General features: G+C 42.0%; 12 protein-coding genes and 1 pseudogene. 4 read left to right on the forward strand and 9 right to left on the reverse strand.

What is annotated here, in order from left to right; all coding sequences use genetic code 11:
- Positions 1-59 precede the first annotated feature (59 nt).
- Complete coding sequence (locus tag ACXAD1_RS20710) at positions 60-1,277, reverse strand: NAD(P)/FAD-dependent oxidoreductase (protein ID WP_206840333.1); 1,218 nt, start codon at positions 1,275-1,277, stop codon at positions 60-62.
- 383 nt (positions 1,278-1,660) lie between these two features.
- Between ACXAD1_RS20710 and ACXAD1_RS20715 the strand changes: the two genes are divergently transcribed.
- Positions 1,661-2,659, forward strand: a complete 999-nt coding sequence (locus tag ACXAD1_RS20715; protein ID WP_206840332.1) for an NAD(P)/FAD-dependent oxidoreductase — start codon at positions 1,661-1,663, stop codon at positions 2,657-2,659.
- A gap of 95 nt (positions 2,660-2,754) precedes the next feature.
- Here ACXAD1_RS20715 and ACXAD1_RS20720 read toward each other — a convergent pair whose 3' ends face one another.
- Positions 2,755-3,117 carry a HesB/IscA family protein gene (locus ACXAD1_RS20720; protein WP_206840331.1) on the reverse strand — a complete coding sequence of 121 codons (363 nt, stop codon included), beginning with the start codon at positions 3,115-3,117 and terminating at the stop codon, positions 2,755-2,757.
- A 193-nt stretch (positions 3,118-3,310) separates the two neighbouring features.
- Here ACXAD1_RS20720 and ACXAD1_RS20725 point away from each other — a divergent pair, with 193 nt between their 5' ends.
- Entirely contained in the window at positions 3,311-4,009 is a 699-nt protein-coding gene (locus ACXAD1_RS20725) for a DUF2225 domain-containing protein (RefSeq protein ID WP_474910867.1), read from the forward strand.
- A 101-nt stretch (positions 4,010-4,110) separates the two neighbouring features.
- Here the strand turns inward: ACXAD1_RS20725 and ACXAD1_RS20730 are convergent, their stop codons facing one another.
- Positions 4,111-4,350: a YuzB family protein gene (locus ACXAD1_RS20730; RefSeq protein ID WP_009331689.1), complete on the reverse strand. Its 240-nt coding sequence runs from the start codon at positions 4,348-4,350 to the stop codon at positions 4,111-4,113.
- A gap of 278 nt (positions 4,351-4,628) precedes the next feature.
- Between ACXAD1_RS20730 and ACXAD1_RS20735 the strand changes: the two genes are divergently transcribed.
- Positions 4,629-5,696 (forward strand): NAD(P)/FAD-dependent oxidoreductase, encoded by a 1,068-nt coding sequence (locus ACXAD1_RS20735; protein WP_474910868.1) that lies wholly within the window; start codon positions 4,629-4,631, stop codon positions 5,694-5,696.
- Positions 5,697-6,057: 361 nt separating this feature from the next.
- On the opposite strand, the gene ACXAD1_RS20740 is transcribed toward ACXAD1_RS20735, so the two are convergent.
- Positions 6,058-6,381 (reverse strand): YuzD family protein, encoded by a 324-nt coding sequence (locus ACXAD1_RS20740; protein WP_206840327.1) that lies wholly within the window; start codon positions 6,379-6,381, stop codon positions 6,058-6,060.
- Between the two features lie 182 nt (positions 6,382-6,563).
- Here ACXAD1_RS20740 and ACXAD1_RS20745 point away from each other — a divergent pair.
- Positions 6,564-6,785, forward strand: a pseudogene (locus tag ACXAD1_RS20745) (NifU family protein); the annotation flags it as partial.
- 46 nt (positions 6,786-6,831) lie between these two features.
- Here ACXAD1_RS20745 and thrB read toward each other — a convergent pair.
- The 5 genes from thrB to yutH all read right to left on the reverse strand — a co-directional run bounded on the left by thrB (position 6,832) and on the right by yutH (position 12,369).
- A complete protein-coding gene (thrB, locus tag ACXAD1_RS20750; protein ID WP_474910869.1) occupies positions 6,832-7,767 on the reverse strand; it encodes a homoserine kinase in 936 nt (311 codons plus the stop codon).
- Positions 7,764-8,825, reverse strand: coding sequence for a threonine synthase (gene thrC / locus ACXAD1_RS20755; RefSeq protein ID WP_206840323.1), 1,062 nt, complete (start codon positions 8,823-8,825; stop codon positions 7,764-7,766). The genes thrB and thrC overlap by 4 nt, the downstream gene beginning before the upstream one ends.
- Positions 8,822-10,120, reverse strand: a complete 1,299-nt coding sequence (locus ACXAD1_RS20760; protein ID WP_206840321.1) for a homoserine dehydrogenase — start codon at positions 10,118-10,120, stop codon at positions 8,822-8,824. Before ACXAD1_RS20760 ends, thrC begins: the two co-directional genes overlap by 4 nt.
- A gap of 206 nt (positions 10,121-10,326) precedes the next feature.
- Complete coding sequence (locus tag ACXAD1_RS20765) at positions 10,327-11,289, reverse strand: 2-hydroxyacid dehydrogenase (protein WP_474910870.1); 963 nt, start codon at positions 11,287-11,289, stop codon at positions 10,327-10,329.
- A 72-nt stretch (positions 11,290-11,361) separates the two neighbouring features.
- Entirely contained in the window at positions 11,362-12,369 is a 1,008-nt protein-coding gene (gene yutH, locus ACXAD1_RS20770; protein WP_206840319.1) for a spore coat putative kinase YutH, read from the reverse strand.
- Positions 12,370-12,545 lie beyond the last annotated feature (176 nt).

The raw sequence follows: 12,545 nt of genomic DNA on the forward strand, positions 1-12,545 counted from the left end.
CCAATAAAAAAGGGACAGACTATAGAGTCCATCCCCTTATATAAATGATAGCTGATTTATTAAAGAACGTTGAATTTACCTTTTTTCAATACAAGAGATGGTCCGCCAACCATGTAAAGAGCACGGTTATCGATCATCTTCTTCATGAATGAAGCTTTAGTACCAACCATTTTCTTGCCGAATGCAACACCGATCGCATCGTGTTCACCAAGAGAACATACAGTACCTTTAATATCTGGAGTAAATGTTTCAAGTTCAGTTTTATTGCGGATTAATGCAGTAATGTTTCGTGCACATACTTCACCCTGCTGCATAGCAATTTGTGCAGTAGGAGGGTATGGACGGTTAATTTCTTCATTGATGATTAATGAGCAGTCACCGATGATAAACAGATTATCATGGCCAGGAGCACGCAAATCAGGCTGAACCTTTACACGGCCGCGCATTGCTTCAATGCCGGAATTTTCAATAATGGAATTTCCGCGTACACCTGCAGCCCAGACAACAGTTGCAGCTTTGATTTCTTCTACTTCATCCTCGCCCTTACCAACGATGATGCCTTCAGGCGTAGCTTCCTTAATAGCTGTTCCAATCATGAATTGTACGCCTTTTTTCTCCAGGTGAGATACAGCGTAATTAACAAGCTCAGGATCGAAGCCAGGAAGAACCATTGGTGCTGCTTCCACGCAAATGATTTTCACTTTGTGGTAGTCTACATCATACTCTTTGCAAAGCTCAGGAACACGGTTTGCCAATTCTCCAAGGAATTCAATGCCCGTGAAGCCTGCACCGCCGACAACTATTGTAAGGCGCTCGTCTTTTTTCTCGGCGTCTGTATTGTAAGTAGCAAATTGATATTCAATATGCTCACGAATCTGACGCGCAGCATTAACATTGACAATAGAAAATGCATGTTCCTTAAGCCCTTTAATACCGAATGTTTCCGGCTCAGCTCCTAGAGAAACAACTAGATAATCATAGTCAATTTCGCCATTTTCCAAAATGACTTTCTTTTCTTCTGTTTTAATTTCGAGAGCAACTCCCTGAACGAATTCAACTTTGTTGCGGTCAATAACATCTTTTATATCATAGCGTACACGATCGTGATGAAGTGTTCCGGCTGATGCCTCATGCAGCCATGTAGTTTCATAATGGTAGTCATTCTTGTTCACTAAAACGATTTCCGCTTCGTTTGCTCCTACAGATTTCTGCAAACGGGTTGCAACCATCAAACCTCCGTAGCCTGCACCGAGGATAACAATCTTTGGCTTTCTCAAGTGTATCACTTCCACCTTTTTTAAGTATTTTCTAATGTTTTCTTATCTTCCACTGCTTTATATTTTTTATAGCAAAAAACATAAAAAAACTTTGTGATGTTATTCACGAATTAGTTCAAAAAAACTCAACAAAATTGTCATAAAATATTAACATTATTCCTCCATTACATCTTATTCTACTTCATATAGTTTTTCAAGCCTAAAAAAATAGACGAAAAACTTAAAAATCTCAGGATAACTTAAAAGAATATACGTGTTTTAAATTCAGTGTTTCATTTGAAATCTTCCCATTATTCATAATATTTACCTCGATTGATGAGGTTTTAAACGATTTATGTTAGAATAAAGAGTGGAATTTCAATACATACGTGGGGGGATATTGCATGAAAGAAGATCAAAAAGTGTATGACATAACCATCATTGGCGGGGGGCCAACTGGTTTATTCACTGCTTTCTACGGGGGCATGAGACAAGCATCAGTTAAGATTATTGAAAGCTTGCCCCAGCTTGGGGGACAGTTATCTGCTCTTTATCCTGAAAAATACATATATGATGTTGCCGGCTTCCCGAAAGTCCGCGCCCAGGAATTAATTGATAACCTTAAAGAACAAATGGCTAAATTCGAGCCCACTGTATCACTTGAACAATCTGTTGAAAAATTAGAGAAACAAGCTGATGGAACATTTAAGCTTACAACCAATAAAGAAGTACATTACTCAAAAACCATCATTATCACTGCCGGCAATGGCGCGTTCCAGCCTCGCCGTCTTGAACTTGACAGCGCAGCTCAATACGAAGGCAAGAACCTTCATTACTTCATTGATGATTTAAATCAATTCGCCGGCAAGAAAGCAGTTGTTTTCGGAGGCGGGGATTCTGCAGTAGACTGGGCATTAATGCTTGAGCCTATCGCTGAACAAGTAACGATTGTTCACCGCCGCGATAAATTCCGTGCGCATGAGCACAGTGTAGAGAATCTGCAGAGCTCTAAAGTCGAAATCAAAACGCCTTATGTGCCCGCTGAGCTTATCGGTGACAGCGAAGGAATCAAACAAGTCGTCCTGGAAGGTGTTACTTCAAAGGAAAAAGAGGTATTTGATGTTGATGCTGTAATCGTAAACTACGGTTTCGTTTCCTCCCTCGGTCCTATTAAGGAATGGGGTCTTGAAATTGAAAAGAACTCCATTGTTGTTAACTCAAGAATGGAAACAAATATCGAAGGCATCTATGCTGCCGGTGACATCTGCACCTACGATGGAAAAGTGAAGCTTATTGCCTGCGGTTTCGGTGAAGCACCAACTGCAGTGAATCACGCAAAATCCTACATTGATCCAAAAGCGAAAGTCCAGCCAATGCACAGCTCTTCCATGTTTGGCAAATAAAATATGAAAAGGACGCCCCCTTTGGGGACCGTCCTTTTTTAAGGCAGCTATTCGAAATCAGTTCAGTAACTGTCTAGAAGCTTTAAATGCAGTATTTAGCACTCTTCCGGAGTACCTGTATTTGAAGCGGTACGGAAAGAGGATCCACATCCGCAGGATGCAATGGCATTGGGATTGTCGATTGTGAATCCGCCGCCCATCATGGATTGTTTGTAATCAATTTTTGTGCCTTTTAAGATAGGGGCGTCTTCCTTGCTGACAAGAACCTGGATACCATAGTGATCTGACTGGATATCATCTTCCCCGACTTCGTGGGCAAACCCCATTCCATAGGAAAGTCCGCTGCACCCGCCTCCTTTAACGGCTACACGCAAGAATGCATCTTCTTCCTCATTTTGTTTCATCATTTCTTTTATATGCAAAGCTGCAGCTTCTGTTATATCCACAATTTGTTCCATGTTATTCCCTCCTGTCCATGTAAGGATACTTCTATATTCATAGTATATACAGTAAAGTGCATGTGCTCAACTTAAGAGACTTTTTCTTTTTATTGTTTTTTCTGAACAATGCTTAATAAATAGTTCTTTACACCCTGAAACCAGCAGGAAATGGTACAATAGTCATAATAGTTATCTTCGGAGGTGGCATTCTATGCAGCAATTAAAGCCTGCTTATGATAAAAAATGCGGATGCAGAGTCTGCAAAAAGAGTTTCACCACAAAAAAACTCCGCTCCCGATTTGTAAAAGTATTTAATTATGACAGTGATTTTTGCCCAAATTATTCTGGTGAAAGCATGAATCCTCTTTTATATTATATTAATACTTGCCCGCAATGCGGCTACTCAGAATCAGAGGACTTCTCCCCTTATTTTCCGCCCGGAGCCCTGGACATGATCATTTCTAAAGTTGCGGGTGCCTGGATACCGCAGGATTATTGCCAGGAACGCACCATCACTGCTGCCATCAACACCTATAAGCTTGCCATTTATTGCGGAACTTTAAAAAGGGAGAAGCATATTATTATGGCTGGTTTATATATCAGACTTGCCTGGCTCTACCGGAGTATAAAGAATGATCATCAAGAACAGCGATTTTTGAAACTTGCTCTAAAAGAATATTCGGACTCTTATATGTCAGATGATTTTAAAGGATCATCCATTTCTGAAACGAGGATTTTCTATCTGATCGGAGAGCTATCCAGAAGGACATATCAGTTCGAACAGGCTGTTAAATACTACTCGAAAGTAATTGAACTGCAAAGCCGCTCCACTGAACCTAAATTAATTGAAATGGCCAGAGAACGATGGTATGAGATGAGACAGGCACAAAAAGATGCTGCTGCCAACTAAGGAAAGCAGCAGAACCATACCCGCCTCTGACTTCTCGAAGGGGCAAGTGATGGAGCCGTGAAACAAGAAAAGGAGCGAAATTTAATCGCTCCTTTTCTATATTAAAACATTGGATTTTCATCCAGATATTGATATATATTTTCAACCAGTTCATCTGGCGTTTCTCCAGTAACCACTTCTCCGTTCACAAGCGCAAAAAGAGTGCTTGCACATTTGCCGCAATACCCGAGACAGCCATATTCTATGACATCCAGGTCATAATCCTTTTCCAGCTTTTCCAGTGCTTTTTGAGAGCCGCTGGCCAAATTGCTGATGCAAAATTCGATGATTGGCTTAATCACATCTTTCACCTCTCTACCCTGTTAATGCTACCTTTTTTATTTGAATTCTGCAAGATTTGGATTCCGTTCTCGCCTTTAAAAGTGCACATATTTACCACTTCATGTCGTTTATTGTCAAGTTTTCTGCTGATATGTGTTGTGATTTTGACACAATTTCGTTATACTTTTTATGGGTTTGAGGTTATTAATATCATTAATTTATTTTTTTAAGATAACTAATTAACGTTTATTTGAGTTCGGATAAATTAAACAGTACGGACATAAAGGGGAAATATACTATGAAAAATCTTGTGATACTTGGCGGAGGTTATGGCGGTATGAGGGCGCTTGCCCGACTTTTGCCCAATCAGCTTCCTGATGAGGTCTCCATTACACTAATAGATCGTGTGCCTTATCATTGTTTAAAAACTGAATATTACGCTCTTGCAGCAGGCACCATTTCTGATCAGCATGTGCGCGTATCCTTCCCTGAACATCAAAGATTGACCATAAAATACGGTGAAGTGACAAAAATCAGCATCGAGGAAAACAAGGTATATCTTCAGGGTGAAGAGCCTGTATCATATGATGATATTATAATAGGCCTTGGATGCGAAGATAAGTACCACAATGTTCCAGGAGCCGACATTCACACATATAGCATTCAAACAATTGAAAAATCCCGCAGAACGTATGAAGCTTTAAATAATCTGCCGCCAGGCTCTGTTGTTGGAATTGTCGGTGCAGGACTAAGCGGAGTGGAACTGGCTTCTGAATTAAATGAAAGCCGTCCAGATTTGAAAGTCAAATTGTTCGATAGAGGGAAGCATATACTGTCCGCATTCTCTGAAAGATTAAGCACGTATGTAGAAAGTTGGTTCATAGAACATAATGTAGAAATTATTAACCAATCAAATATTACTAAAGTAGAAGAAAAAACCCTTTATAATCATGACGAAGCCATCCATTGTGATGCCATCGTATGGACCGCAGGCATCCAGCCGAACAAAGTGGTTCGTGAGATGAATGTGGAAAAGGATCAGCAAGGACGCGTAGTTTTAACGAAGCATCACAATATCCCTGGAAATGAACATGTCTATGTGGTAGGGGATTGTGCAAGCCTTCCCCATGCACCAAGTGCCCAGCTTGCTGAAGGGCAGGCAGAGCAAATTGTTCAAATCCTATTGAAACGCTGGAAAGGTGAGGAACTCCCTGAAACATTGCCAGTAATCAAGCTAAAAGGAGTTCTTGGATCTCTGGGCAAAAAGCACGGATTCGGTCTAGTCGCAGAACGCCCTATCACAGGACGCGTTGCCCGCCTGCTAAAATCAGGGATTTTATGGATGTATAAATACCATAATGGATAAGAGGGCCCATTGCGGGCTCTTTTTTTACGTTTTAACCCCAAATAGCGGATAACGATAGAGATTAATTCATATTTGCACCATGACTTAGCTGAAAACTTGATTTGAAGGGAAGTAACCGATTAAATCAAAAAACTGACCGATATTTATGGTAAACTGACCGATAAAATCAAAATCTGACCAATATTCTTGTATAAATGCTGGAGAGAAGAAAATTTAACTACAATTCCGGAAGAAAACAAAAAGTTTAATCACTGCCGTCAAAAAACGATAAAATCTAACCTCCAGCGCAGCAGAATCAACTGTTAATATAAAAAATCTTTCCAAATAAAAAATGAGCATCCCTTTCGATGCTCATTTTTTATTAAACTGCCTGGTACCCGTACTTTTCCATTTCCGCATAGATTGTTTTTAATTTCGGATTGCCCTCACCGACAATTTCATCCTCAATCAGAACAACAGGGTAAAACATATCTTCCTCTATCACTCGCATGGCGAACTCCTTTTTGGCCTCTTCTTCGGGTGGATTATGAATGTCAACATACACGATTTTAAAAGCCTGATTGGCGAATTTGCGGGATACTGCCGCCTCCAGCCATTCGTATGTCTCCTTGGATGATGGCAGATTCACACAGCTTGGACAAAGCTGCTCCGCACCATACACAGTGATTTCAATTTCTTTTTTCAATCTTTTCTCCCCCTATGCAAAACTTGGTCTTACCTTCATTTTACAACATTAACAAAGAGCAAACCTAATAAAATATTCTCCTAATGAGTGGAAATTACGCTCTTGGAATAGATTTTTAAGACTGATTTGATTATAATAAATGTATGGAAAGGAGTCGATTTCACATGGCAGAACAAACGACTATGACTGAACAAGTTCAGGAAGTATTAGATAAATTGCGCCCATTCCTTCTTCGCGATGGCGGGGACTGTGAATTGGTGGATGTTGAAGATGGCATCGTTAAATTGCGCCTTCTTGGTGCATGCGGCAGCTGCCCAAGTTCAACGATTACGTTAAAAGCCGGTATTGAGCGCGCTCTTTTAGAAGAAGTACCTGGTGTAGTCGAAGTAGAACAAGTATTTTAATTTTACCTTATTAAAAGCGATGTCGGCATGACATCGCTTTTTTTATTTATACTATATGGCCGACTTCCAGCTCAGCTAGGCTTTTTTTTAAAACAGTGCTGCCTTCCTGATCAATTTTAAGGCAAAGTATTTCCATTTCCGGGAGAACCCGCTGAAGCCCTTCAGTCACTGCTGGAGCACATTCTGATTCAGCAAGGCAAAGAACTGCCGGTCCAGCGCCGCTTAAGGCAACTCCAAATGCTCCTAAAAGAGGTGCTTCCTTTTCAATGACCTCCAAATGAGGAACCATTTTCTTTCGGTAAGGATGGTGGAATAAGTCAGCACTCATCATCTTGCCTGCCAGGGAATAATTCCCGCTAAGCAGAGCTGCTACCATGACATTGCCGACTGCCCCAGCCTGTACGGCTTCTTTAAAAGACCATTCTTCAGGCAGGACGCCTCTTGATTCCTTTGTAAGGAGCTCTTCTTTTGGCACCACTGCTATAACATCAAATTTTATATCTTTAATGCTTTGAACAGATACCTCATCCTCTGACATGCAGCCAATGACAAGGCCTCCGAGAAGGGAAGCTCCCGCGTTATCAGGATGCCCCTCCATTCGTGATGACAGTTCAAGCTTTTCATACTGGCTCAGTTGAAGATCACAAAGCGCGTCAGCCAATTCAATTCCCGCTACAATGGCTGCAGCGCTTGATCCAAGTCCGCGCGTTAAGGGAATATCACTTGAAATCCTAGCTTTACATCCTGGAAGCTCTTTTCCATATTTCTTTGCGGTATCCATTGCAACTTGAAAAATAAAGTTCGATTCATCTGAAGGGTAGATGCTTAGCGGCTCTGATAAAGGAACCATTTCAAACTTATCTGACTTCTCGGCTTCAAGCGTCAAATACAAATTTAACGCGAGGCCAATCGAGTCGAAGCCAGGTCCGAGATTTGCCGTGCTGCCCGGTACTTTGATGAGAACCATTTCACCTTCGCTCATATGTGAACGGCTCCTCTGATATGATCTGCTACTGCTTTTTCATCATTAGGCAGTGAAACTGGTTTAACAGGACTGCAATCAATGGCTGTATTAGGATCCTTCAGTCCGTTACCAGTCAGGATGGCCACAACCTTTGTTTGATGAGGAATCTCTCCATTGCGCAGCTGTTTGTATACACCCGCAAGCGAAGCACATGAAGCTGGCTCAGCAAAAATCCCTTCAGATGAAGCAAGTTTACGATACATGCATAGAATCTCTTCGTCGCTGACTTCATCAATTTTACCATTCGATTCAGCCAGCGCTGCATTGGCCAAGTGCCAGCTCGCAGGATTTCCGATTCGGATGGCTGTAGCAATCGTTTCGGGATTTTCAAACACACGGTTATGCACAATGGCCGCTGCACCTTCAGCCTGTACTCCATGCATTTTCGGAAGTCCTGTACTCCTTGCTTCATTGTATTCCTTAAACCCTTTCCAATAGGCAGAAATATTGCCTGCATTGCCCACAGGAAGAGCAAGGATATCCGGAGCGCCTCCAAGCTGGTCGCAGATTTCAAAGGCCGCTGTCTTTTGGCCCTCAAGACGATACGGATTAACAGAGTTTACGAGAGTAATAGGTTCTGTTTCGCTTATCTTCCGCACCATTGCCAGTGCCTGGTCAAAATTACCTTCAATAGATACAACTTCGGCCCCATACATAACAGCCTGCGCCAGCTTTCCCATGGCGATTTTCCCTTCAGGAATGACAACCACACATCTCATGCCGGCTCTGGCTGCATATGCAGCCGCTGCTGCAGAGGTATTGCCGGTGGAGGCACAGATGATGGCGTCACTACCTTCTTCTTTTGCCTTTGCAACAGCCATAACCATGCCTCTGTCTTTAAATGAACCTGTTGGATTTGCTCCTTCCGTTTTCACATAGAGGTCAATCCCCCAGTCCCTCGAGAGTTTATCCAGCCTGATCAGGGGAGTGTTGCCCTCATTTAAAGTAAGCATTGGTGTATTTTCATTAACAGGCAAAAAATCTTTATAAGTTTTTATAAGGCCTTCCCATCTCATACTCTGGCGCTCCCTTCCACACGATACGAACTTTTGATTGTTTGGACTGCCGGCAAATCTCTTAAACTTACTAAAATATCTTCATAATCCTTTAAAGATGCCTGGTGGGTAACCAGCACAATTTCAGCAAGCCCTTTTTCTTTTAAAGGAAGCTGCAGGATTTTTTCGAAGCTGACATGATGATCAGAAAAAATGGATGTGATGTTGGCAAAAGTCCCTACCTCATCTTTTACATGCAATCTTAGAAAATACTTCGAATATATCTCATCTGCACCTTTTAATTTCTTATCATATTGAGGTGCTACCGCGCTTTTTCCATTTACGCCAAGACGCATATTTTTCATGACACCAACAAGATCCGATACCACAGCTGTAGCTGTAGGCAGACTGCCCGCCCCGGGTCCGTAGAACATCGTTTCCCCTACCGCTTCACCGTAGACATATACAGCATTGTATTCATCCTGAACTGATGCAAGCGGGTGAGACTCGGACAGCAGAGTCGGCTGGACACTTACTTCCACCTTCTCCCCCTCCCGATGGGCAATCCCGATCAGCTTCATGGTGTAGCCAAGCTGATTGCCGTACTGCAGATCCTCTTCTGTAATCTCTGTAATGCCTTTAACCTTTACATCATCAAGGTCAATATTCATGGAAAAACCAAGTGTTGACAGGATCGCCATTTTCCTTGCTGCATCAAGGCCCTCCACATCTGCAGTCGGATCGCTTTCCGCATATCCCAGCTCTTGGGCTTCTTTTAGAACTTCCTCATAAGCGCTCCCATTCTTGCTCATCTTTGTCAAAATAAAGTTCGTTGTCCCATTCACAATTCCCATCATTTTTGTAATTCTGTCTGAAGCTAATCCATCTACCAGCCCTCTTAAAATTGGAATGCCGCCGGCCACACTTGCCTCATAAAAGAGATCACATCCGTTTTGCGCTGCAGCAGCCAGCAATTCAGGTCCATAAACAGCCATTAGATCCTTATTTGCCGTCACCACATGCTTGCCATTATCCAAAGCTTTCTTTAAATGATCTCTTGTTTCCTCTATGCCGCCCATTACTTCAATTACTACATCTATATCAGCATCATTAATAATATCTTCAGGATTTAGTGTCAGCAAATTCCTGTCCACTTTAACTGCTCTTTCTTTATCTGCATCTTTAACAAGAACTCTCTTTACAACAACCGGACAGCCGACTTGGTGCATGAGCTTATCCTGGTGTTTCTCAATGATTTGCACTACACCCGATCCAACTGTTCCTAATCCTAATAAACCGATTGAGATTGATTCCACGCTAGCTCCCCCTTTAGTGTTCACTATGTAAGTACATTTGTATTTGTATAGTAGACATTATAGGGGGCAAGCGGCATTTTTACAATAGGCAATTTTCCGAAAATAGTACTTGGAAGCGCTTAACATACTGTTTTATTGCGCTTTAATTTTTTTAAATTTTTTTATCTATCAATAAAGGCACCCTGCTTTGGGTGCCTTCATCACTTTTATTTGACTTGTGTCTTCGGTTTCTTTTCTGAAAGGACGAGATCAATGTTTTCCACACACAGCTTCATCATGGCATAGCGCGTTTCTATGCTGGCACTACCTATATGTGGAATAGCTACCACATTCTTCAGCCCCAACAGCGGGTGCTCTGCACCAATTGGCTCCTCCGCAAAAACATCCAAACCTGCAGCGGCAATCTCTCCAGCCTCCAATGCTTCATATAAATCTTGTTCATTTACAACCGGTCCTCTGGAGGCATTCACAAAAATAGCCTTGTCTTTCATCTTCTGGAATGCGTTCCGGTTAAATAAATTTCTTGTTTCTTCTGTCAAAGGCGTCAGGCAGACAACGAAATCTGAGCGTTCAAGCAATTCATCAAAGCTGACATATTGGGCTCCCAGTTCCTGTTCCGCATCCGGTTTCCTCGTGCGGTTGTGATATAGAATCTCCATATCAAATCCTGCGGCACGCTTTGCAACTGTTTTCCCGATATTCCCCATTCCCACAATACCGATTGTTTTATGATGCACATCAATACCTGCCAAAAGCAGCGGACTCCAGCTCTTCCAATTGCCCTTCTTCACAAACTCAGCAGCCTCCACCATTCTGCGGGCTGCAGCGAGCACAAGTGCAAAGGTCAGGTCGGCAGTTGAATCATTTAATACCTCTGGCGTATTGGTCACCGTGATTCCGAGTCTTTTTGCTGTCTCAACATCCACATTATCATAGCCTACAGCCATGTTGGCTATGATCTTCAGCTTCCCTCCTGTTTTCAGAACCTCTTCATTCACCGGCTCTGATAGCATAGTTAAAAGGGCATCTGCTTTTCTCGCCTCTTGTATGAATACATCGTAAGGAACCGGCACATCTTCCCGATCCCACATTTCAACTGTGTACTTTTCTTTTAAAATGGCAATAACATCTTCAGGCAGCTTCCTGCTGATAAATACGTATGGTTTCATAATAATATCCCCTCTTTACATTCTCAGCTTTATGTTCCTTTCGCCAAGAAAGAGGTATTTCCCTGCCTTTTTTCATCTCTTAATCCAATTCACCAGAGGTATCCTGAGTTTTTTGATGGGAACCTCGGCAAATTCAAAAAATCCCCCCAGGAAACGCTCATGGTCATCAGATTGCCAGAGATACTTCTGCAGGCGCTCCTGAAGCACTAGCTTCTGCTGTTCAGAATCTGCGCCATAATAATTTTCTACTGTTTCAAAATAATGGAGAGGAAACAATAGACGTGCGTAGTATAGCCGCCATGAGAAGGAGGATAATGGCCCTACACTTTGATATTCCGATAAAAATTGGCGGAGATCCGGCTGATACGTTTTGATATTATGGAAGTATTTTTCTCGCGTCCATTCCGCCAAATCTCTGGATGAATGGTCGAATACCCAGTCAAATGGATTTTTCATATAATAACTGTCGCCCCAGGTGGCCGATGTTAGTCTTATATGACAAACGGTTCCGCTGTCTGCCATTTCGGGTTCGTCATCAAGCTCTGTATCCACAAGATACTGAATCGAATTTTCAGCCAGCCCCATATAGTATGGAAACGACTCTAAAAACATTCTCTCAAAATCATTTTCAGGTTTTTGGAAAAGCATCTCATTCCACACCTTTTCCATTTGGTCCAGCCTCTGTTCCCAAAGCTGTTTCCACTGACCGATTCTGCTCGTTTTTTTCACTGGAAAAGAAATGCTCCTGCCCCTGTAATGGAACTTTGCCAGCTTGCGCCCAAACTGATTTTGTTTTCTGCTCAGTGTATGCCGATTAACAAGAATGCAAAAACGGCTATCGTTCCACTCAATTGACTGTTTGCCTTCCTTCGTTTTCAAAAAAGTGCTTATGTTCCTATCCCCGTTATTGGAAAGGTGTTCAGCCATTAGGTCCAATTCTTCGAGTTCCTCTTTATCTGTATGACCCGCAGGCACAAGCAAATAGAGCTGTCCCTGCTTTCGGCACGCATCATATTTTCCAATTCTCATCGTATCCTCAGCTTCTATGCCAAATTGTTCTTTCAAAAGTGTTCTAAACATTATACCACCTCATTTTGGAGTGATCCTTATGGGATATATATGATAGAAGACTTTAAAACTTGTTGTTTTCTTGGATAAGACTATGTACCATGGAAATGATATAGGAAATGAAATTTTTCCGTTTCAGCTGCAGCGGGCATATTTGATAAAAAAAGGGTATATACATAGTGAAAAGA

It is taken from the genome of Cytobacillus sp. ABV4_503 (assembly GCF_056158445.1).

Bases quoted from the DNA above. Each gene is read 5' to 3' on its own strand.
- ACXAD1_RS20715 (WP_206840332.1), top strand. From the start codon at position 1,661: ATGAAAGAAGATCAAAAAGTGTATGACATAACCATCATTGGCGGGGGG.
- ACXAD1_RS20720 (WP_206840331.1), bottom strand. From the start codon at position 3,117: ATGGAACAAATTGTGGATATAACAGAAGCTGCAGCTTTGCATATAAAA.
- ACXAD1_RS20725 (WP_474910867.1), top strand. From the start codon at position 3,311: ATGCAGCAATTAAAGCCTGCTTATGATAAAAAATGCGGATGCAGAGTC.
- ACXAD1_RS20735 (WP_474910868.1), top strand. From the start codon at position 4,629: ATGAAAAATCTTGTGATACTTGGCGGAGGTTATGGCGGTATGAGGGCG.
- thrB (WP_474910869.1), bottom strand. From the start codon at position 7,767: ATGAGCGAAGGTGAAATGGTTCTCATCAAAGTACCGGGCAGCACGGCA.
- thrC (WP_206840323.1), bottom strand. From the start codon at position 8,825: ATGAGATGGGAAGGCCTTATAAAAACTTATAAAGATTTTTTGCCTGTT.
- ACXAD1_RS20765 (WP_474910870.1), bottom strand. From the start codon at position 11,289: ATGAAACCATACGTATTTATCAGCAGGAAGCTGCCTGAAGATGTTATT.
- yutH (WP_206840319.1), bottom strand. From the start codon at position 12,369: ATGTTTAGAACACTTTTGAAAGAACAATTTGGCATAGAAGCTGAGGAT.